Annotated in this window: 21 protein-coding genes and 2 tRNA genes; 18 read left to right on the top strand and 5 right to left on the bottom strand. The window is 34.0% G+C overall.

Going from position 1 to position 20,110, the window contains the following annotated elements:
- Nucleotides 1–85 precede the first annotated feature (85 nt).
- The 5 genes from LDM92_RS07715 (at nucleotide 86) to LDM92_RS07695 (ending at nucleotide 3,478) form a co-directional block, all read left to right on the top strand.
- Nucleotides 86–158 (top strand) — tRNA-Asn (locus LDM92_RS07715).
- A gap of 171 nt (nucleotides 159–329) precedes the next feature.
- Nucleotides 330–1,340, top strand: a complete 1,011-nt coding sequence (locus LDM92_RS07710) for a mannose/fructose/sorbose PTS transporter subunit IIA (RefSeq protein WP_223902728.1) — start codon at nucleotides 330–332, stop codon at nucleotides 1,338–1,340.
- A gap of 17 nt (nucleotides 1,341–1,357) precedes the next feature.
- Nucleotides 1,358–2,167, top strand: coding sequence for a PTS mannose/fructose/sorbose transporter subunit IIC (locus tag LDM92_RS07705; RefSeq protein ID WP_034980532.1), 810 nt, complete (start codon nucleotides 1,358–1,360; stop codon nucleotides 2,165–2,167).
- Nucleotides 2,168–2,194: 27 nt separating this feature from the next.
- Nucleotides 2,195–3,109, top strand: a complete 915-nt coding sequence (locus LDM92_RS07700) for a PTS system mannose/fructose/sorbose family transporter subunit IID (protein ID WP_187155042.1) — start codon at nucleotides 2,195–2,197, stop codon at nucleotides 3,107–3,109.
- A 6-nt stretch (nucleotides 3,110–3,115) separates the two neighbouring features.
- On the top strand, nucleotides 3,116–3,478 hold the full coding sequence (locus LDM92_RS07695; protein WP_223902727.1) for a DUF956 family protein: 363 nt from the start codon (nucleotides 3,116–3,118) through the stop codon (nucleotides 3,476–3,478).
- 40 nt (nucleotides 3,479–3,518) lie between these two features.
- Here LDM92_RS07695 and LDM92_RS07690 read toward each other — a convergent pair whose 3' ends face one another.
- Together LDM92_RS07690 and LDM92_RS07685 are read right to left on the bottom strand one after the other, a co-directional pair.
- On the bottom strand, nucleotides 3,519–4,208 hold the full coding sequence (locus tag LDM92_RS07690) for a B3/B4 domain-containing protein (protein WP_223902726.1): 690 nt from the start codon (nucleotides 4,206–4,208) through the stop codon (nucleotides 3,519–3,521).
- A gap of 134 nt (nucleotides 4,209–4,342) precedes the next feature.
- Complete coding sequence (locus LDM92_RS07685; protein ID WP_223902725.1) at nucleotides 4,343–5,713, bottom strand: amino acid permease; 1,371 nt, start codon at nucleotides 5,711–5,713, stop codon at nucleotides 4,343–4,345.
- 186 nt (nucleotides 5,714–5,899) lie between these two features.
- Here LDM92_RS07685 and LDM92_RS07680 point away from each other — a divergent pair, with 186 nt between their 5' ends.
- Entirely contained in the window at nucleotides 5,900–6,448 is a 549-nt protein-coding gene (locus tag LDM92_RS07680) for a GNAT family N-acetyltransferase (RefSeq protein ID WP_223902724.1), read from the top strand.
- Between the two features lie 141 nt (nucleotides 6,449–6,589).
- On the opposite strand, the gene galE is transcribed toward LDM92_RS07680, so the two are convergent.
- Nucleotides 6,590–7,582, bottom strand: a complete 993-nt coding sequence (gene galE / locus LDM92_RS07675) for a UDP-glucose 4-epimerase GalE (protein WP_223902723.1) — start codon at nucleotides 7,580–7,582, stop codon at nucleotides 6,590–6,592.
- A 140-nt stretch (nucleotides 7,583–7,722) separates the two neighbouring features.
- Here galE and LDM92_RS07670 point away from each other — a divergent pair, with 140 nt between their 5' ends.
- The 4 genes from LDM92_RS07670 to LDM92_RS07655 all read left to right on the top strand — a co-directional run bounded on the left by LDM92_RS07670 (nucleotide 7,723) and on the right by LDM92_RS07655 (nucleotide 11,551).
- A complete protein-coding gene (locus tag LDM92_RS07670; protein WP_223902722.1) occupies nucleotides 7,723–8,481 on the top strand; it encodes an NADPH-dependent oxidoreductase in 759 nt (252 codons plus the stop codon).
- A gap of 67 nt (nucleotides 8,482–8,548) precedes the next feature.
- Nucleotides 8,549–8,621: transfer RNA gene (locus LDM92_RS07665), tRNA-Thr, on the top strand.
- A 489-nt stretch (nucleotides 8,622–9,110) separates the two neighbouring features.
- On the top strand, nucleotides 9,111–9,872 hold the full coding sequence (locus LDM92_RS07660; protein WP_223902721.1) for a DUF6287 domain-containing protein: 762 nt from the start codon (nucleotides 9,111–9,113) through the stop codon (nucleotides 9,870–9,872).
- 17 nt (nucleotides 9,873–9,889) lie between these two features.
- Nucleotides 9,890–11,551: a hypothetical protein gene (locus LDM92_RS07655; RefSeq protein ID WP_223902720.1), complete on the top strand. Its 1,662-nt coding sequence runs from the start codon at nucleotides 9,890–9,892 to the stop codon at nucleotides 11,549–11,551.
- Between the two features lie 645 nt (nucleotides 11,552–12,196).
- Here LDM92_RS07655 and LDM92_RS07650 read toward each other — a convergent pair.
- A complete protein-coding gene (locus LDM92_RS07650; protein ID WP_045927578.1) occupies nucleotides 12,197–12,379 on the bottom strand; it encodes a YlcI/YnfO family protein in 183 nt (60 codons plus the stop codon).
- 237 nt (nucleotides 12,380–12,616) lie between these two features.
- Between LDM92_RS07650 and LDM92_RS07645 the strand changes: the two genes are divergently transcribed.
- The 5 genes from LDM92_RS07645 (at nucleotide 12,617) to LDM92_RS07625 (ending at nucleotide 16,059) form a co-directional block, all read left to right on the top strand.
- Nucleotides 12,617–12,874 (top strand): hypothetical protein, encoded by a 258-nt coding sequence (locus LDM92_RS07645; RefSeq protein WP_223902719.1) that lies wholly within the window; start codon nucleotides 12,617–12,619, stop codon nucleotides 12,872–12,874.
- Nucleotides 12,875–12,907: 33 nt separating this feature from the next.
- A complete protein-coding gene (locus tag LDM92_RS07640) occupies nucleotides 12,908–13,462 on the top strand; it encodes a hypothetical protein (protein WP_223902718.1) in 555 nt (184 codons plus the stop codon).
- Nucleotides 13,463–13,487: 25 nt separating this feature from the next.
- Nucleotides 13,488–14,057, top strand: coding sequence for a hypothetical protein (locus LDM92_RS07635; RefSeq protein WP_223902717.1), 570 nt, complete (start codon nucleotides 13,488–13,490; stop codon nucleotides 14,055–14,057).
- A 73-nt stretch (nucleotides 14,058–14,130) separates the two neighbouring features.
- Nucleotides 14,131–14,874 carry a hypothetical protein gene (locus LDM92_RS07630; protein ID WP_223902716.1) on the top strand — a complete coding sequence of 248 codons (744 nt, stop codon included), beginning with the start codon at nucleotides 14,131–14,133 and terminating at the stop codon, nucleotides 14,872–14,874.
- 30 nt (nucleotides 14,875–14,904) lie between these two features.
- The gene (locus LDM92_RS07625; RefSeq protein ID WP_223902715.1) at nucleotides 14,905–16,059 is read left to right on the top strand and encodes a hypothetical protein; all 1,155 of its coding nucleotides are present in this window, start codon (nucleotides 14,905–14,907) and stop codon (nucleotides 16,057–16,059) included.
- Nucleotides 16,060–16,606: 547 nt separating this feature from the next.
- Here LDM92_RS07625 and LDM92_RS07620 read toward each other — a convergent pair.
- Nucleotides 16,607–17,245 (bottom strand): hypothetical protein, encoded by a 639-nt coding sequence (locus LDM92_RS07620; protein ID WP_223902714.1) that lies wholly within the window; start codon nucleotides 17,243–17,245, stop codon nucleotides 16,607–16,609.
- Between the two features lie 723 nt (nucleotides 17,246–17,968).
- Here LDM92_RS07620 and LDM92_RS07615 point away from each other — a divergent pair.
- From LDM92_RS07615 to LDM92_RS07605, 3 genes are all read left to right on the top strand, one after another.
- Nucleotides 17,969–18,643: an AbiTii domain-containing protein gene (locus tag LDM92_RS07615; RefSeq protein ID WP_223902713.1), complete on the top strand. Its 675-nt coding sequence runs from the start codon at nucleotides 17,969–17,971 to the stop codon at nucleotides 18,641–18,643.
- A 215-nt stretch (nucleotides 18,644–18,858) separates the two neighbouring features.
- Nucleotides 18,859–19,125 carry a restriction endonuclease gene (locus LDM92_RS07610; protein ID WP_223902712.1) on the top strand — a complete coding sequence of 89 codons (267 nt, stop codon included), beginning with the start codon at nucleotides 18,859–18,861 and terminating at the stop codon, nucleotides 19,123–19,125.
- Between the two features lie 255 nt (nucleotides 19,126–19,380).
- Nucleotides 19,381–20,091: a uracil-DNA glycosylase family protein gene (locus tag LDM92_RS07605; RefSeq protein ID WP_223902711.1), complete on the top strand. Its 711-nt coding sequence runs from the start codon at nucleotides 19,381–19,383 to the stop codon at nucleotides 20,089–20,091.
- Nucleotides 20,092–20,110: the final 19 nt, after the last annotated feature.

Below are 20,110 nucleotides of genomic sequence, written 5' to 3'. Positions count from 1 at the left end.
AACACAGCAGTTAAGCTTCTTCACGCCGAGAGTAGTTGGTGGGAGACTGCCTGCGAGGGTAGGACGCTGCCGTGCTTTTTAGCATTCCGGCTTAGCTCAGTTGGTAGAGCGCTTGACTGTTAATCAAGATGTCGTCAGTTCGAGTCTGACAGCCGGAGCGAGCAAAGAGAAGAGGGCCTGCGGGCCCTCTTTTTTTTGCCCATTCATTAAGCATAAAAGGCTAGTTTAAATATATTAGAAAAATGTTAGGCAATGGTTAGAAAATGTGACACAGAGCTTGTTTCACGGTACAATATTAGCGGATACATTTATCTAAAGGAGGAAATCTCATGGTAGGAATTGTTTTAGCCAGCCATGGTGGATTTGCCGATGGAATTGCGCAGTCTGCGCAAATGCTGTTTGGCGAACAAGACAATTTTGCTCATGTCATTTTGAAGCCCGATGAAGGGCCAGATGATATAAGGAGCAAAATGGAAACAGCAATTGCTTCATTTGAAAATCAAGATGAAGTACTGTTAATAGTTGATTTGTGGGGAGGTACGCCGTTTAATCAAGCTAATACTCTGCTTGAAAAGCACCCTAATTGGGCAGTCGTCACTGGTATGAATTTACCAATGGTTGTTGAAGCACTAACTCAGAGGATGACAAACCCTGACATTACCGCTCATCAAATTGCAACAGCTGTTGTTGAGCCAGCAAAAGATGGTATTAAAACCAAGCCGGCAGAATTAATGCCAAAGGTAACTGCAGGTACAAAACCGCAGCCACAAACAGCATCTTCAGCTAAAAAGAAGGCTATCCCTGAAGGTACAGTTGTTGGTGATGGTCACATTAAATTTGTTTTAGCTCGGATCGATTCTCGATTACTACACGGCCAAGTGGCTACTGGTTGGATACCAACTATGCACCCAGACCGGGTTATCGTAGTTTCAGATAGTGTAGCTAAAGACGAAATGCGTAAAAGCATGATTCGTGAAGCTGCACCTGCAGGTGTTAAAGCGCACACTGTACCTTTGAACAAGTTAGTTGAGATAGCTAAAGATCCCCGTTTTGGTAACACACACGCCTTACTACTTTTTGAAAACCCAGAAGATGTTTTAAAGGTAATCAAAGCAGGTGTAGACATTAAGACTGTCAATGTTGGCTCAATGTCCTATAAAGTTGGCGATGTCAATGCTAACAATGTATTGTCTATGAATCAAGAGGATGTTGATACTTTCCACGAACTTGAAAAAATGGGAGTCAAGTATGACGTGCGGAAAGTTCCAACTGATAAAGAAGGCAATATGGAAGCTATTTTAAATAAGGCTCAAAGTTTGCTTGACGAACAAAACAAGTAAGAGAATAGGAGTAAAAAATGAACGCTATTCAAATGATTTTAGTTGTCATAGTTGCCTTTCTTGCAGGTATGGAAGGCATCTTAGACCAATGGGAATTTCACCAACCACTGGTCGCTTGTACATTAATTGGCCTAGTAACCGGAAATCTGGTTTTGGGCGTTATCTTAGGTGGATATTTACAAATGATTGCCTTGGGTTGGGCTAATATTGGTGCAGCTGTTGCACCTGATGCCGCCTTGGCTTCAGTAGCTTCGGCTATTATTTTGGTGCAAAGTGGTCAAGGAACAAAGGGCATTGGTATGGCTACGGGTATTGCCATGCCTCTGGCCGTTGCTGGACTCTTTTTGACTATGATCGTGCGGACAATTTCTACTGGTATTGTCCACATTATGGACGCTGATGCCAAAAAAGGTAATTGGCGTAAAATTAATATGTGGCAATGGATCGATGTTTGTCTGCAAGGATTAAGAATTGCCATTCCTGCTGCATTGCTGTTAGCTATTCCAGCTTCGACTGTTAAATATTGGCTAGGTTTGATGCCAGCATGGCTCAGTGATGGTATGTCAATCGGTGGTGCCATGGTTGTTGCCGTTGGTTACGCAATGGTAATTAACATGATGGCCAGCCGCGAAGTTTGGCCGTTCTTTGCCATCGGTTTTGCCTTGGCGGCTATTAAAGACTTAACTTTGATTGCCTTAGGTGCCATTGGTTTAGCGATGGCTCTTATGTACTTAGCTTTAGAGTCAAAAGGTGGCAATAACGGCAGTTCAAGTTCTGATAATGAAGGTACCGGCGATCCACTCGGCGATATCATAGATGACTATTAAAGTGATATTTAAGAGGAGGATTTTACAATGGCTGATAAAAAAATAAAATTAACTAAAGCCGACCGCTTCAAAGTTATGTGGCACTCACAATTTTTGCAAGCTTCATGGAACTACGAAAGAATGCAGAATGGTGGGTACGCATATTCACTTATTCCTGCTTTGAGAAAACTTTATCCTAAAAAAGACGATATGGCTGCAGCTTTGCAGAGACACCTGGTCTTCTTTAACGTTCACCCTTACTTAGTATCGCCAATTCTCGGTGTTACTTTAGCTTTGGAAGAGGATAAGGCTAACGGAGCTAAAGTTGAAGATGAAGCTATTCAAGGTGTTAAGGTCGGAATGATGGGACCTTTAGCAGGCGTCGGTGACCCTGTATTCTGGTATACTGTACGGCCAATTGTTGGCGCTCTGGGTGCCTCAATGGCCATTCAAGGCAACATTTTAGGACCAATTTTGTTCTTCGTTATTTGGAACGTAATTAGATTGGCCTTCATGTGGTACACACAGGAATTTGGCTACAAGGCTGGTTCTGCGATTACTAATGACATGTCTGGTGGTTTATTGCAAAAGGTAACCCGTGGAGCTTCCATGATGGGTATGTTTGTTTTAGGTTCTCTGATTGAACGCTGGGTCAACATTAAGTTCACTCCGATTGTCTCAAAGACACCTGTGCAAAAGGGTGGCTACATTGATTGGGGTTCACTTCCTGCTGGTGCTAAAGGCATTCAACAAGCCTTAATAGACCAAGCCAATGGCTTGTCTTTAACCAAGTTTAAAGTTACTACTTTGCAAAACAACTTGGATAGTTTAATTCCCGGTTTAGCCGGGCTACTCTTGACTTTCCTGTGTATGTGGCTGTTAAAGAAGAAAGTTTCACCAATTGTGATTATTATTGCAATCTTCATTGTTGGTGTTGTTCTGCACGTTCTGCATGTGCTTTAGGCTAAAATGGTTGAATCAAGAAACACTAAAGTTGATTTAACGGCAAATGCGACTTGGTTTCGCGCATTGTCGACATACGGTAAAGTAATGGTCGGAGATAAGGCGTTTGAATTTTATAATGACCGCAATATCTCTGATTACGTCCAAATTCCGTGGCAAGAAGTTACCTATGTGGTGGCGGATGTTTATTTCCACGGTCGTTATATACCACGTTTTGAAATTCGCACCCGTGCAAATGGAAAATTTATTTTCACAACACGAAATAATAAAAAAACTTTGCGCGCTATTCGTAATTACGTGCCTGCTAATCGCATGCGGCAGGCGCTGGGATTATGGCAAAAAATCAAAAGAAGAATAATGCATAAATAAAAAAGTTCCTAGACAAAATCAATTGTCTAGGAATTTTTGTTTAGTTTTTGGTTTTGAGAGTTATTGTTCCTTCAACACCCAATTCTGTAACGATTTTCTTTTTTAAAGCTTGTATTGCTTGATCAGCTCTGTCTTTTTGATCAGCTGTTACCGCCTCCATGATTAATATTGCATTGGTAGTATCTTCTGTCAACATGGTTCTCTTGCCATCGCGCCAGTTAAGAGAGCGACATACTGCGCCATTTTCGTCATAATAAATGACTTCACCTACTCTTGGCGGATCGCTTTTTTCAGCACCTAGTGGATAAAAATCTTCATTTCCTGCTGCTACACCCAGGTGCATTTGGCCGGCAATTTGATCAAGATCTTCGCCACCGCAAGGAACGGCATATTCTAAAGAGACGCTGTTATAAATATCAACTAAAGGGTTAATAGGATTAAAAGTTTTACCTTGAGAAACTCGTTTCAAAAGAGCCTCAATCGAAGACCGTGCACCTTTTTTCTTTTTAAATTTGCTCAGAACCTCGCGCCATTCGTTAATTACAGAATTATCTTTAAACTCTTTTGCAGTTAAATACTGCTTGGCTTCTGTTTCAGCTTGATTGAGCATAATTTGATATTTGTCTGCATTATCAGGGATGTGATTATTCAAGTCATTAACTACTAGTGTGTAAATTTTTGCTTGGGGAAAAATAGACCAAAAAGTATTATCAACGATTAATTTCTGCATGAGTTACCTCCAAAAATAAAAGCACCTACCAAACTCTACTAAGACCTAAAGAGTTTGGTAAGTGCTGTCGCCCGGTGGTGATATTTCTTAATTTTTTAAATTTTAATATAAAAAACCTGCAAATGCAAATATAATTATGACTTCTTTTCTTCGTGCCAAATTTTCGATACGATTGACAAAACTATAAAGATTAACAGTGCAGAAATCATTGATACTCTGTTTTCAGGTAAGATTAACAACAATATGATCATTAAAATAAAAAAGATCAGTGTTATGTAGTCCCAAAAAGGAAAACCTGGCATTTTAAAATCTGTTAATTCTTGTGCTGGCGTTTTTTTGCGGTAGGCAATATGAGTTAAAAGCATCAGACACCAGATAATTAAAAACATACTGGTGGAAGTAGAAGAAATAAAATTAAATGCCTCATTGCCGATAACGATGATGACAAAAGGTGCTAAGGCCATTAAGCAAGCTGATAAGGTCAAAGCATTCTGTGGCAATTGTCTTCTCAGATGACCAAACGTCTGGTTAAATTTGCCCTTACCGTTAAAAGTAACAGAAAATAGCAACCGGCCAGCACTATACAAAATACTGTTAGTTGAAGAAACTGCGGCAGAAATGACCACGAAATTAATGATTGAACCAGCATTGCGGATGCCAGTTGCCGCTAGGGTCTGCACAAACGGACTAGAATTAGTAGCCACTTTATTCCAGGGAATCACTACTAAAATAGCAATAATGGCCAGCACATAGAATAAAATGATACGCATTGGGACCTCATTAATAGCCTTTCTAATCGTTACTTTGGGGTTTTGCGCTTCGGCAGCAGTTAATCCGACTAATTCAACGCCAACAAAGCTAAAGATAACCATTTGAAAACCAGAGAAAAAGCCGGTGCCGCCTTTAGCAAAAAAGCCACCATGTGTGGATAGGTTAGCAAGAGTAACGGGTCCAAAAGAGGTCTTGCCACCAGTTACTAACAAATAGGCTACTAAAATCACGAAGGCAATAACGGTCACAATTTTAATTATGGCAAAACTAAACTCCAGATTGCCAAAAAGCCGGGCAGAAAGCAAATTGATAAATAAGAGAATTGCGATGGTGACTAAGCCAGGTACCCACGTAGGCAAATGGGGAAACCAGTATTGAAAATATATTCCCAAGGCTGTCATTTCCGCCATACCCAAGGTAACCCAACTAATCCAGTAGAGATAGCCTGAGATGAATCCGGTGTTTTTACCCAAGTATTTTTTAATGAAATCAATATAGGTATGCTTGGATAGATCTGAAATTATGAGCTCACCTAAAGCTCGCATTAGTAGAAACAAGAAAATACCGACAATGGCATAAATTAAAATGACGCTGGGACCGGCTCGTCTAATGCTGTTGCCTACACCTAGAAATAAACCAGTACCAATTGTCCCACCCAGGGCAATCAATTGAATATGCGCGTTTGTCAAGGTTCGTTCGTAGCCAGAACCGTTATTTTCCTCTTCTTCGCTCATTAAATCACTCCAAATACTTAAAAATTAGTTACATTATTAAATTATAGCATTATACAAAAGCGTATGTTTTTAACTAAACCAAAATTTGAACAAATTGTAAATTTTGTTATGTTAAAAAGGGCTTTATTTGAAGACAAATTGTAGTATCATATATTTTATTAAAAATAAATTAAGGAGGAAGATTTAATGTTTACCATTGGCCAATTTACTGTTAATAACTTGGAGATTAGTTTGGTATTACCGGAAGTCAGTCATGCGGAAGCTTTATACGAAATTATTGTCCATGACCGTGATCAGCTGGCACATTTTTTACCTTGGGCAGGTAAGATAGCGAGTGTCGAAGATGAAGTTGATTTTATTAAGGCAATGCGAGTTGACACCGCTAATTATAAGAAACTGGTACTAGTTGTTCTTGTCAATGGCAAACCAGCGGGAATGGTTGACCTGCACAATATTAAGTTAAAAAATGAAAGCGGCGAAATTGGCTATTGGCTGGGGCAAAAATATCAGGGTAACGGAATCATGACTCAGGCCGTTAAAAAGTTAGTAGACGTATCATTCAACCAGTTTGGATTACACAGTATTAAATTACTGGCAGATCATAATAATAAAGCTAGTAGAGCCATTGCTGAAAGACTGCACTTTGAACATGTGGCCAGGCTTAAAGATGAAGTTAAGTATCACGGTAAGTTCTGTGATATGGAATTATACATCACATTTAACCCTAAAAACTAAACAAAAAAGTGCCTGGGAAAAAACTCTAACTTAACTAAAAAGGCTGACAAATCACGTCAATAAAACGTTGATTTGTCAGTCTTTTTAAATTGTGAAATTTTTTAATTTAACTTCAAAGAGCACTTTTTTCCCAGACTATTGTTATTTGTCTGCATATCCTTGAGGATGAGTTTGGTGCCATTTCCATGCACTTGCCATTACATCTTCAGCGCTCTCATGTTGTGGCTGCCAGCCTAAAATAGTTCTGGCTTTGGTTGAATCTGCAACTAAACTGTCAGGATCTCCTGCACGTCGTGGTCCCATAGTATATGGAATTTCAATATTGGTAACTTTACGAGCCGCTTGTAAGATTTCTAAGTTGGAGTAACCATGAGCAGTTCCAAGGTTGAAAACATCGGATTTGTTGGTTTTAACTAAGTGCTCTAAAGCTAGCAAGTGCGCGTCGATGAGATCTTCGACTTGAACGTAATCTCTAACATTAGTACCATCTTTAGTATTGTAATCATTCCCAAAAATAGTAAATTTACCATCGCCACTGACAGCACTTTTTAAAATATTAGGAATTAAATGCGTTTCCGGAGAGTGATCTTCTCCAATTGACCCATCACTTGCAGCACCAGCAACGTTGAAATAGCGCAGTGCAATTGATTTGATACCATCAGCTTTATCTGCCCAGTGCATAATTTTTTCCATCATTACTTTGGTTTCGCCATAAGGACTGATCGGATTAAGTGGTGAATCTTCAGTAATTGGCAATTTCTTAGGGATGCCGTATGTGGCAGCGCTAGAAGAAAAGACGAGGTATTTTACATCGGCATCTTTCATGGCCTCCAGGAGTGCGATCATACCTGAAACGTTATTATCATAGTATTTCAGTGGGTTTTGTACAGATTCAGGCACTAAAGAATATGCAGCAAAGTGCATAACTGCCTCAATTTTTTCTTGACGCAATATTTGACTGACTAAAAACTTGTTTTCAATATCTCCTTGGTAAAACTTGGCTTTAGAGTTGACTGCCTTTCTGTGTCCAGTGTACAAAGCGTCAAGGACAACAACATCATTATTTTGTTCAATTAATTTCTTTACAGCTACCGAGCCAATATACCCAGCACCGCCGATAACTAAAATGCGCATAAATTCCTCCGATTATTATATGGTAATGATCTTCTGTCTAAATTTTAGCACAGTCTGTTAATTTAAAAGACAATTATTGACAGTAAAATCATTTTGCAATAAAGTTACTTTTAGTAAGATAGCAAGAAAGAAGTATCAAAATGATTCATAATTCCACAATTAACCAACAAATTAATCATCGCTCTATCAGAAAATTTAAAGATCAAACACTAAGTGAAGAACAATTAAATACTTTGTACACCGTTTTTCAACATACAGCGACCAGCATGTTTATGCAAAATGCTACAATGCTTCATATTACTGATGAAAGTAAAAGGGCAAAAATCAGAGAATTGTGCGGACAAAAGTATGTTGGTGCTGAAGGAGATTTGTTTATCTTTATAGTTGATTTATACCGCAACCAACAAATTCGCCGCCAGTTAGGTAAAGATGACGGACGTGTTCATACCACGGATATTTTCTTTCAGGGGATGGATGACACATTACTTGCTTGGCAAAATGTGGCTAATGCTGTTGAAAGTATGAATTTAGGTTATGTGCCACTTGGCACAATTAATGATCACCCGTTAAAAATGTTGGAAGTGCTTGACTTGCCTAAACTGACGTTTCCAGCTTTAGGGATGCAAGTGGGTATTCCTGACCAAGAGCCGCAATTGAAGCCGCGCTTGCCACTAGCATTTACTACTTTTGAAAATGAGTATCCGCGTGATTTTAAAGTGGCAGACTTGAAAGACTATGACCAAGTCGTTACCACTTACTATGACTTGCGGGATGCTAATAGACGTATTGATTCTTTTACCAAGCAAATAACTGGTGACAAGTTAAACGATAAGAGAATTGACCGTGATGAGTTGCCAAAATTGCTGCACAAGCAAGAGCTTTGCCTAGATTGGAAATAAAATAAAAGTCGCGCATTCGATTGCACGACTTTTTTTGTTTTGGTATAATTTAAACGTTGTGAAAGTTGCTGATTTAGCTCAGTTGGTAGAGCGTTTCCCTCGTAAAGAAAAGGTCGCCAGTTCGATTCTGGCAATCAGCATTCAGAAGAATAAAATTGGTAAAATAACCTTGATATATCAGCGTTTTCTGTTGGTAAGTTAAGGTTATTTTTTGTTTATTAAAGATAATTATGCACACAAAACGAAACACATTTTTAGCTGTGTTCTGCGCAAAAACTTTTGGGTAGACACTATGGCTGATATAATGTTATTTGTAACCACTTTTTTGTGTGCAAATAGATATGCCTCAAACAGAGTATTGTTTTTCCTTAGCAAAAACAACACATTTAAATTAAGCTACAATACTATTCACATTTTTATTTTGCATTGCATTTTGTAATGCAAATAGTAAAATATATTGCTAAAGAAGTGGATATATTTTTGATTACTATTTCATTTGTTTAAATGCGTATTCACATGTTGAAATAATTAATTCAAAAGACTAAAGATAAAATCCGACGGACTTACTTCCCATTTCTTTAAGATTTTGTCTCATCATGACTGACAATTTGAATGTCAAAGCGTATGTAATGACAAAAGGCGTTGTTCATATAAGCTGCAAGACAGTTATATTCTTAAACTGTCTTGCGAGGTGTAAAACGAAAAGGGTTGAAGATATTTTGAATAAAAAAATAAAGATGATAATTGGGTTACTAATATGTAGCAGTTTGCTTGGGGCATGTAGTGTAAATCATAAATCTAACTCTAATGAAAGTTCTGTAAAAACTGTTCAAGTTAACAAAAAAGTAAAGTCAAAAAATACAATTCAAAAAAATAGTAATAGCAATGCTCCTCATAAAGTTGAGGCAGTTAGTAACAAGATAAGCCATAAGATGAATTTAGCTCAAATTAGAAAAGGCAATTATTCTAGCATTGCTGGTGAATGGAAAGAAGTTGCGTTTGCAAATAATCGGTATGACGGCAAAGGAATTACTTGGAGAAATATGAATAAAGTATATATTCAGAACCTAAGAGTTACTAAAAATAAGATGTTTTTGGGTAAATACGAACTTGTTCGAGGTAAAAGATTGTCAGACGCTAATGATGTCAAAAAGTTTAAGCGAAAACTAAAGTTTACTGTTCCTTCAAAGGCCAATAGAACAAAATATCCTCCGCTTACTGCATCTTCTGAAGGTGCGATTACGTGGAGTTTGGAATTTTATCCGCGGAATATTCCTATTGTGAGTCAAGTACATGGTCGATTTACAAAGGCTGTTGATACTAGAAAAGAGCGGATAACAATTTTCTGTAGCAATATGGGTGATAACTTTATATTTCAAAGAGACAAGTGATTTATTAGAGGTGTGTAATGAAACTTAAAGACTATTCTGGAATTAATAAAATAACTTTAGAAGATTTTTTATCTCTAAATGAGGAACAGGCAGTAAGATTCGATTTTTTAACTCAAGGAGAAGAAGCGGATCGAACAGAATTAACAAATAGCATTTATCATAAGCTTTTTCCTTGGTTTGATGAAAAAAGGCATGCGGGTGATACGATAAATACCTATCGAATAGCAGTAAAAAAGTATTATGGTAAGTATTATCGCTTTTTAGATCGAAGGACACAGTTAGAAATTATTGGTATTATAAAAAAATGTACACCGCATAATGATGACCAGATTTTTGAGTTTGAAGAAACTGATAAAAAGGGTAAACCATATTATCAACTCTGTAATAATTATCAACTAGGAAATTTCTTTATCTTGCCAGTTCAAGGTGGAATTAATCCTAAGAGAACTCAGGAGCCGTACAATGATTTCTTTGATGATTTTTTAAATGTACTGATTGATTTTTATAATAATAATGATTTCAAAAAAACTGATAAATTGAAGGAAGCTATACTATCTCAGAAAGATTATTTTAAAAGATTTGATAGTATTACTGATTTTCTAGATAAGAACTACTTATGGAGTTTTACAAAAAGAATTGCAGAAGATACTATTTCACTCCAAAATTTATCAGATAAAGCAACTTTTGAAGAGTATGTTTTAGCAATTACAGATATTATTAAGCAGCGAGGCAAAGAGCTTTATGATGCGTTGAAGGTGAATGATAATCAGAGTATCGCGGATAAAAGTCAAGCTAATGCCAAAAAGTATTCTCTTGATGAGAATACTGCCATTCAGTTGACAAAAATGAATGAGTATCGAAAAGTTGAAGAAAAATATGAATCAATTGCTGAGCAGTATCAAAGAACATCAAACAAAGTAAATGCAGATTTTGATTCACAAATTTCTGCAGAACAAGCACGTACTTTTTCAAAAAAACTTATTCAAATAGGTTGGTGGCGCTGGCCCCTATCATGGCTAGTAATTCAAGCTTTAAAGATTATTCCTCCAATTCGTAACTTTATGGGCGTTATTAATAAAATTTTTTGGATTGCACTTGCTATATACATAATTTATTACTTTGTGTACCAAAAAAAGTTTAATAAATTTCAGGAAGATAAAGACGATAAGATTAAAAATTTAAATGAAGAAAAAAATCAAGAAATTAATATGATAAAAAATGAGTGTCAAGAAAAGCTTGATATTTTTTATAAGATACACGAGTTTGAATTTAATTTTGCTAGTATAATTCCAAGTGAATATCAAGGAGCTAATGATGTTACTCAATTGGTTAATTTCGTTGAGACAAAGAGAGCTGATAATTTCAAGGAAGCGTATGAATTGTTAGAAAACTTGAAACACCATCAAATGCTTGAAGAACAAGCAAGAAGGTCTGCTGAAGCTGCAGAACAAGAAGCCGAATATAAAAGACAGGCTGCAGAACGAGAAACCGAATATAAAAGACAGGTAGCTCAGGCAAAGATAGAGAATTCAGAGCGACAAGCTGAAGAAGCCAGAAATCGGTCGCTAATGTTAGAGCAACAGTTAATGGAGCAGAATCAAAAACTGGCTGAGCAAAATAGACAGCTTGAAGAAATTAATCAGAAAGTGAAAGAAAACAAGACTAACAAATTCAATTAACGAAAAGATAAAAATGATAACACATGAAGAATTTTCTGGTAAAATTGCCGGCATTTGGGCTTATTGAGTATCAATATACTGCTTAAGGAGAAAAAGAATGAATTTATTGCAATGCATATGAAAACTTATAGGTTTCACTGAAGCTGATATGAATAAGCAAATAAAGTATGTGGGGTTAAAATTCATACTTAATTTGGTAAAAGAAATGGCACGCAAAAATTCCTGCGTGCCATTTCTTTGAGTTCAAAATTGTGATTGACACAGTAACCATTATGTCTGCTTTTACTGTGCTAAAATTGTTTTAGTTAGATCAAAAAACATATCATATTATTAGTGTTATTTAGCATTTTAGTCGGTCTATTACTTGATAAATTTTGAGCATTAATCAATATTTTTTACTAGCTCTCAACAAAATTATAAATATAGTATCTAAAGTGGATAAAAACTAAAATAAAAATTAAAACAGTGTCTTGGCTAGCAATGAGAAAGCCATAAGACACTGTTTTAATATACGATCAGCTAATATGAATAGTATTTATGTGGCAGTAACTAATTAATAATTAACAAATAAAAATTATATTTTGCAATATAATTAATATTGCAAAATATAATGTAAAATGTAAAATAGAACTATAGGAAATTCAGTTATTTTTTCTTGGATGTATCTTCTAGATTACTAAGAGCGTATTCACATGCTTGAATAACGAAACTAGAAAAAGTAACGTCTTTTCCTTCAATTGCTTCTTCTATCTGTTTAATAAGACTCAATGGAAAACGAATCGTCTTATTTTCAGTTTCTTTTCGATTTGATCTAATTTGAAATGCCAATTTGTTCACCTCCTGCCTGGAATAATTGTAAGGAGTAATCCATAATAAATATGCATTGCATAAAGCAAGACAAATCAGTGACTACTAGTTAAGGGGGGTGAATTACTAAGTAATATTAAATGAACAATATGTTTATCGTATTAAGGCAAAATATACAGAAATATAATTTGTGAAAAAGAGAATATTATTACCTAGTTTGTTCACTAGTAAGTTTTAGAGTACTAGAGGAGAAAAATGATGACGAATTTTGATGTAGAACTATATGCGAGCCAAGTGGATCTTACTTTGGAAAGTGGTGACAATAAGGTAATCGTTATTCGCGGAGCTAGCGGTACTAAAATATATAAGGATGTAAAGAAGGTTACTGGACAAAAAAATTTCTGGTCAGACGATAAAATTGTGTTTGAGTATTCTGGCTGGGGCGGCTTTGAAGAAATAGACTTAACACCAGATACTATCATGAATGGTGTCAAGGTATCAGATTTTTTGGAATAGGATTTTCATATAAAAGAATAAAAGGAGAAAACTATGAAATTAAAAAAAGCCATAGTGGCATTAGTTGCAAGTTTAAGTTTAATTGCAAGTGCTGGCAGTATTAGTACAAGTCAAGTACAAACAGTCCATGCAGCAAAAATTAAGTATGAATCGAATATGGACACGCCTAAATTTATGCGTGGTAAATGGTATTATGCTGGTGAAAAAAAGCCACGGAACAACTATACAAAATCTGTTTCATCTGTCATTAGATGGGGTCAAGGGTTATTTGAGGTTGAAAAAAATGTTGCTAAATGGAAAAAATTAGGTAAAAACAAATATAAATTAACAAACCAAGAGCATAACAAGGACGGAAGTAAGAGTTCGTTCATGGGTTCAACGTTTGAGCTTAAAAAAGCTAGCTATAAAAATAAAAAATATAAAGTTTTAATTGATTATAGGGACGACCTTGGTGAACGTGAGAGTATTTCCTATACTCCAATGTTTAATCACAGAATTAGTAAAAAAGATGCTAGAAAATTAGTGAAGAAGTGTCATTTAAGTAAATTTAAACTGAAATATGTATTGCAAAGCATCAAGGATGCATAGGTTTCTAAACTAAAGGAGCAAGATAATGAAAATAAAAAAGGTTTTAATAACGCTAGTGGCTAGTGTGGGCTTAATTGCCACTACTGCAACTGTTAATAAGAATGAAGAGCAAACAGTTAAAGCCGACGGGCAGTATCAGGATCCACCTAAAGCACTTAGAGGTAAATGGTATGACTTAAATAAACACGACTCAAATTATTTCTATATATTAGGCACTAAAAAAAGCATTGATGCTGGTGAGGCATACTCTGATACTCTTTATGAGAATAGTAGGGAAGATTCCAAAAATGAATGCATTAAAACTGAATATAAGAAATTGGGTAAGAATAATTACGATTTGATTCAAACAATACAGAATAAGAAATCAAAGAAAATTGTAAAAGATGTTAATAATGAAAAAGTTAAGAACATTTCTTACAAAGGAAAAAAGTATCGTGTTTTGTTAATTGGTTATCGCCATCCAGGTAGAACAGTAAAGCGCTATTGGGGTTTATTTAGCAAGAACACGTCAAAAAAGATCGGCAAGGCTTTATTAAAGAAATGTCACTTAAGTAAAAAGGTTTTGAAGAAAACAATTAAAGAATCTATTCAGTAGATTTTTAATAAGGTGATAAATAGGGACTCTTTGCGGGTCCTTATTTTAGTTAATTACAGGGAGGTAAAAGCTAATGAAAAGTATTAAGAAATTGATAATGCTAACTATTGCGTGTTCGATGTTAATAACGCCCGTAGTTGCTACTGAGCAAGTTGTTTCTGCTGAAATTCTTTCTAAAAGAGCACAAAAAGAATTTGACCTGGGTAATAAAGCTGATACTGTATCGAATAAGCTGGGCGACTACGCTGACGACTTAGATTATAGAATGCACCAAGGGAAAAAAGTAACCGCTAAACAAAAAAGAAAAACTGATAAACTCATCAAAGCATATTACAAAATTATAGTTAAAGCATATCCTAAGATGAATAAATTAGGAATTAGTGCATATGGTTTAGTTAATGATGCGGTCGATTCTATCAAACTTTATAAAAAAATATGTACATGGTCTAAAGCTTCAAAGTATTTAAAAACTTTGAAAAAATATCAAAAAGAAATCAACAAAGCTAGAAAAGCAGAAATTGCGAATAATTCTCCTAAGGTAAAACTTTTTGCCGGCTTGGATTATCAATCTTCATTAACTAAACATCAACGAAAAATCGTCAAAAAGAAGAACCTGTATTTAAGAGAAGATGATTTAAAAAAGTTAGCAGACTTTGAGCACATCAAGATTCCAGCAGATGTTAAGGTTGCGGATATTTTAGTTTATACCAATGTAGATATGATGGGTCCAAACTACGTTCAATTAGAGTATAAACTTTCAAATGATCAAACAATCACTAAAGATACTGATGGAGATATGGAATTTAATTGGACGTAGAAAGTGTTTATCTTTATGGGAGAACTAAACATGAAAATTAATAAAAAATTGTTGCAAGTGCTGTTTGCATGCACAATTACAATAATGCCACTGCTTGGTTACACAAAAACAACCTCTGTCGTATATGCTGCAAAAATTGTAATTGATCCGGTAGAAAAACCTATAGAAAAAATGAGTAAGCTCCGAAACGATCTCGATGACCATTGCCTTGAATTAAGTAGTTCTAAAGTCAGTAGTAAAAAGAAGCAAAAATATAATAAGCTTTTAAAATCATTCTATGATACGGCCACAAAAGCTTGCAATATATCTGATTTAAACTCGCAGGTTAAAGCAGCTATAAATGATGGAATTGAGCAATTAGACAGTGAAAAAGATTCTCTTAAGAAAGTTAAAGGTCTTAAAATTTCAAAATATCTCACGGCTCTTAAGAAATTAAAGCAAAGAATTAATGCAGCTCAAAGAGCAGTACGCGAAGATAATTCCAAGTATGTTAAAGGAACTGAAAATTTTGATTATGATAAAGACCGTGCTAAGAACATTACTGATAAAAATTTGTACTTACGTGTAAATGATTTAAAAAAATTGCATATTCCTGAGGATGCATATATAACAGCAGAAACTTATAACTTTAACGAAGTACACTATACTTTATCTAATCAGCAAAAAGTAACCAAAAAAGCTGATGGTAGTTTAGATCTTAAAACTATTCATACTGAAACTGCTGCAGAATTAGAAAAGAAAAAATTAGCAAAACAAATTAAACAATATTACAATACCACTGTCAAAAAAGGAGAAAAATACTCAACCTATAATAAAAAGTCAATCAATAAGGCTATTAAACTCTATCAAAAAGCAGACAAATATTTAGCAAGTTTTAGTACAAAAACTAATGTTAAAAAATATCGTAAATCACTCAAAAATAAAATTGGGATATTAAAAGCCGATAAAGCCGACTCTTGGCGAATGAGTAAAAAACGAATTAAAATTTCTCAAAAGACTTTACGTAAGCTTGGTGTTCCAAAAAATGCCAAAGTAAAGAGAAGCTATAATAATGGAGATCTAGCTAGTGTATATGGCGAACCTGATCATGGGCGTAGCACTTTTTATGAATTTTATAAAGGTAAAAAACATGTTGCTACCGTTGTTACTTATGCTGATGGTTATAGCTCTTCTATGTTTCCATAGTGACAAGCATAAACCAGCCCAGAACTAGCTTTGCAACAGGCCCCTTTGGGTTGGATTTATTGCTCTAAGTTAGTATTTTTATTTCTCGCTATTTAGATTGCGGTGTAATAGTGAGCTTTCTATATAAGGAAAATAAAGATGAAAATTTTAAACGGCAAAGATTTATGCCAATATTTTAATTTCAGCACAACTCTATTATATAAGCTTAGAAAAGCTTGAATGCCATTTCATCAATTGCCTGGTGGACGTGCTTTTACTTGCCTGTGAGGTAGTGCATTGGCTAAAGCAAGCAGGTTTTCATCAAGAATTTAAAGTGGAGTAATAAGAATTAATAAAAAAATTTTAACAATTTATCGAATATTAGTTGTTTTTTATATAAAAGTTCATTTCCAAGTTCTGATAAGCAACTAATATTCAGAAAAATCGTTTAAATTAATAAGCCTTGATTTATCAACGTTTTACGAAGGTAAATCAAGGCTTATTTTTGTTATTAAATAATTGCAGAAATAGTTGGACTAACTAGGGATTAACAGACTTTTGCTGGTTGTCAATCCATTGCAATTTTATGATATATAAAATTATGATAGTGCTTTTGTTTATACTTTAAAGCTAGTTTCTTTGATTTATAAGAATGATCGGAAACATAAAAACCCGAAGATAAAGTTAAAATTTCATGGCCATTTATTTTTGAAACATTATAATGAATATTAGTTCCAAGGACTTGATTCCAACCTCTATATACAACATAATACCTATTTTTTTCTTTGAAAGGTTTTACATAATTAAGAAAAAGCCAGGAAATTCTATTACGCCTATATCCCTTACTCTTAGGGTTAAGACTATGTTTTTTATAGACGTGAAGGGAATTTGTTACTTTTCCATTTTTATATCGATAAATCATCTTATTTTTAGTAATAACTGTTTTTGTTAATGAATTATCATCACTTGAACATGAATACCAAGTACCACGCATTTTCTTAGGAAAGGTTTTAGGGCTAACATGTAAATTTTTAAATTCGTCAATATCTTTTTTGCTTGCTGCTTTTACAGTTTGTGTAGAATACGAGCTTTGAAAATTTATTGTTGCAATAGCTCCAGCTAAAGTACCTATAGTTAAAACCCAAGTTAACAATTTAAGTTTGGGCTTAACTTTTATTGAATTTCGTTTTATTTGATTGATATTCATTTATTCTACCTCCGTTAATTTATAGCTTGCGTACAACATCTGATACAAGTTTATTTCTAATTTTAATATTAAGCAATATAAGCATTAAAAAATCTTACTGGCACTTGTTTCAAGCCTGACAGTAATGATATATTGAGGGAAGTATGGTTTAATTTTTTAAAATTATCAATTATTTTGAGAAAGAATAATGCATCATGAAACTTACACAAAAATTATTAAAAGAAACAGTCATTTTATTTTCATTAATTACTTACTAATCTTCAAAAACAATATTTTGATCTTTAATATCAAGCGCAGATTTAATACAATTATAGAAAGAGGACATAATTCGGACTTTCTATAAAATATTGGGTGAAGCTAATATTTTATTACAAGAAGCAAGATGTCCTCTTTTTTATGCAATAAAAAACCTATTAACAGCTTACCATATGGATAAGTCATCAACAGGATAAATTTTAGAGCCAAAAAAGTTAACTATAATTTGATTTGAAATGCTTTTTTATTACTTTAAATTAATATGAAGTTTTTGAAATAATAAGTTTTTTGGGGTATTAGCACTATTCAAACACATATAAAAAATATGTGTTCTTAGAGTGTGTTTAAATAAATTTAAGAGTACTAGATATGTTGATTTAACAGGCGTTAGAGCCCGTATTTTTTTGTGTTTTATGGTATATAATAATTTTAAAAAAGTACTTTTTAGATTGTTGAAAAGGAGAATAAATGGCAACTAGTGTGAGAGAATTTCAGCAAGATATTTTAAATGGAATTGATTTAAGCCGTCTATTAAATGAAGCATATGCTATTTCAATTGAGATAAAAGATAAGAAAATGGAAAAATGGTGCCATTGTGAAATATCAGGATATGATAATATTGATAATGTGCCAGAGTATAGGAAAATTTCTGTTAGATTTGTAGCAGATGGTACATTTAGAAAGAATATTCCTGTTGAAATACCTACTGGTTATGATTTTTTTGGTTATCATATAGTTACCAATCCTATATCTTCGTTAATAAAATTTACAAAGCAAACTGAGCATCAAGCAGTATCTTTTGAATTTGATAATAAAATAAACAAAGATTTATGTGAATTATATAATTGCCCTTTAGATTTTACTTTTAAACAACAAGCCGCTATCAGTCAGTTATCTGGTATAGAAGCTAAAGTTAAAGAAAAGATTATTAATTGGGGGATGCATCTTAAACCAGAACCACTAGAAAAAGCAAGTAGAAATGTGAAAGCAAATTTGCAAACAATAAACAATTATAATATCTCAGGTAATGTAAATAATAGTCAAATTCAACAAGGAAATAATAATTCAAAACAAAAGAGGAATTCCATTAAGGACTTGATAGGCAACTTATTTGGGAGTTTATTCGGACATCTGTTTAAGTGAAAAATAAATAATAGTTATAACAGGCTTTAGATCCTGTTTTTTTGATTGTGTCAGATTATCACAACAGAGCATTTTAGTTAAAAATAAACAAATTACTTTTAGAAGAAAAAAGATTTCTACTTTTGATAAACTAGTTAAACATATAGATGAAAATTTGGATAAGCAAAGAGATAGAGAAACTGCATTTGAGAATATGGTAGTACTTTATTTGAAAAATGAACCAGCTTATAAGCAAAAATTTGAAGACGTTTGGATGCTTAGTGAAGCTCCTGCAGAATACCATATCTCTAAAAAATACAAATGCAGATATTGCAGCTAAGGACTATGATGGAAATTTAACAGAAGTCCAAGCCAAATTCTATAAAGGCAAAGTAAGTAAAGCAGGTCTTTATTCTTTTGTAGCAGAGACTGGAAAAGATGTTTATTCTTCTGAGATACTTGTATCATCTACTGATCAATGCCGTATTCGCGTTCTAGTTTAGCTAAAGAGGTTTGGTGGGATAAGTATTTACTGCAAATTTCCATTTTCAAAGCAGTTGAATATTTAGTCATGAAAAAAGTGCTCCTAATAGTCAGATTAATGTCTAATTATTATGGAGCACTTCAAATCTAGAGGGTTAACTTCATGACCAATCCTCCATTTCTACTAAATTTCTTAAAAAAACTAGCATTGCTACGAACATATGTACTATAATTTGCTTATATAATTTTGTAACTTTATATGATAGCAGGCATTTATGAAACAAAAACAAACTTTTTCAGATAAAGTTTTTCAATTTGATCAGGAATTAGGTAATATAAAATTTAATTTACCTGAACCATATAAAATAATTAATCCTTATAGTGGCAGAAATAAAAAACAAGTTTTACTAATGATCCAAATTTTCTATCACAAATATTTCAATGACACTAACAGGCGACGCTTAATATTGGGCAGTTGTCCAGCGAGAAAAAGATCAGCAATAACTGGAATTCCCTTTGAAGATGCTTTAAATCTCCAAAAAGAAACAGGAATCTCAATAGCAAATTTTCATGTTAATAATGCTGCTTCTGATTTTTTAAATGAAGTTATAGATAAATACGGTGAAAGGACCAAGTTTTATCATGATTTTTATCTCAATTTTGTTTGTCCCTTGGGTATTTGCAAGACCAATTCCAAAGGTAACCAGATAAATTGCAATTATTATGAAAACAAGCGAGTTGAAGAAATACTAACTTCTTTTATAATTTCTGTGCTTAAAACGCAAATTAATTTCGGAATTGATACTTCTGTTTGTTACTGCATAGGCGGTGGTCAAAATTATCAAGAACTAAGCAAAATTAATAAAAAGTGGCACTTTTTTCAAAAAATAGTTCCACTTGAGCATCCGCGTTTTATTACACAATATCATCCTGAAGAAAAAGAGAAATATTTGCACAAATACCTTGATGCTTTGATGTATAAATAATAAGCGTTAGTTTGAAAAA

It is taken from the genome of Lactobacillus laiwuensis, assembly GCF_019972835.1.
Lineage (GTDB): Bacteria > Bacillota > Bacilli > Lactobacillales > Lactobacillaceae > Lactobacillus > Lactobacillus laiwuensis.
The sequence above is the reverse complement of the archived record's forward strand: the minus strand, read 5'-3'. Positions and strand labels throughout refer to the sequence as shown.

Excerpts from the sequence above, each read along its gene's own strand:
- LDM92_RS07710 (WP_223902728.1), top strand. The coding sequence starts at position 330 with ATGGTAGGAATTGTTTTAGCCAGCCATGGTGGATTTGCCGATGGAATT.
- LDM92_RS07705 (WP_034980532.1), top strand. The coding sequence starts at position 1,358 with ATGAACGCTATTCAAATGATTTTAGTTGTCATAGTTGCCTTTCTTGCA.
- LDM92_RS07700 (WP_187155042.1), top strand. The coding sequence starts at position 2,195 with ATGGCTGATAAAAAAATAAAATTAACTAAAGCCGACCGCTTCAAAGTT.
- LDM92_RS07695 (WP_223902727.1), top strand. The coding sequence starts at position 3,116 with ATGGTTGAATCAAGAAACACTAAAGTTGATTTAACGGCAAATGCGACT.
- LDM92_RS07690 (WP_223902726.1), bottom strand. The coding sequence starts at position 4,208 with ATGCAGAAATTAATCGTTGATAATACTTTTTGGTCTATTTTTCCCCAA.
- LDM92_RS07685 (WP_223902725.1), bottom strand. The coding sequence starts at position 5,713 with ATGAGCGAAGAAGAGGAAAATAACGGTTCTGGCTACGAACGAACCTTG.
- LDM92_RS07680 (WP_223902724.1), top strand. The coding sequence starts at position 5,900 with ATGTTTACCATTGGCCAATTTACTGTTAATAACTTGGAGATTAGTTTG.
- galE (WP_223902723.1), bottom strand. The coding sequence starts at position 7,582 with ATGCGCATTTTAGTTATCGGCGGTGCTGGGTATATTGGCTCGGTAGCT.
- LDM92_RS07670 (WP_223902722.1), top strand. The coding sequence starts at position 7,723 with ATGATTCATAATTCCACAATTAACCAACAAATTAATCATCGCTCTATC.
- LDM92_RS07660 (WP_223902721.1), top strand. The coding sequence starts at position 9,111 with ATGACAAAAGGCGTTGTTCATATAAGCTGCAAGACAGTTATATTCTTA.
- LDM92_RS07655 (WP_223902720.1), top strand. The coding sequence starts at position 9,890 with ATGAAACTTAAAGACTATTCTGGAATTAATAAAATAACTTTAGAAGAT.
- LDM92_RS07645 (WP_223902719.1), top strand. The coding sequence starts at position 12,617 with ATGACGAATTTTGATGTAGAACTATATGCGAGCCAAGTGGATCTTACT.
- LDM92_RS07640 (WP_223902718.1), top strand. The coding sequence starts at position 12,908 with ATGAAATTAAAAAAAGCCATAGTGGCATTAGTTGCAAGTTTAAGTTTA.
- LDM92_RS07635 (WP_223902717.1), top strand. The coding sequence starts at position 13,488 with ATGAAAATAAAAAAGGTTTTAATAACGCTAGTGGCTAGTGTGGGCTTA.
- LDM92_RS07630 (WP_223902716.1), top strand. The coding sequence starts at position 14,131 with ATGAAAAGTATTAAGAAATTGATAATGCTAACTATTGCGTGTTCGATG.
- LDM92_RS07625 (WP_223902715.1), top strand. The coding sequence starts at position 14,905 with ATGAAAATTAATAAAAAATTGTTGCAAGTGCTGTTTGCATGCACAATT.
- LDM92_RS07620 (WP_223902714.1), bottom strand. The coding sequence starts at position 17,245 with ATGAATATCAATCAAATAAAACGAAATTCAATAAAAGTTAAGCCCAAA.
- LDM92_RS07615 (WP_223902713.1), top strand. The coding sequence starts at position 17,969 with ATGGCAACTAGTGTGAGAGAATTTCAGCAAGATATTTTAAATGGAATT.
- LDM92_RS07610 (WP_223902712.1), top strand. The coding sequence starts at position 18,859 with ATGAACCAGCTTATAAGCAAAAATTTGAAGACGTTTGGATGCTTAGTG.
- LDM92_RS07605 (WP_223902711.1), top strand. The coding sequence starts at position 19,381 with ATGAAACAAAAACAAACTTTTTCAGATAAAGTTTTTCAATTTGATCAG.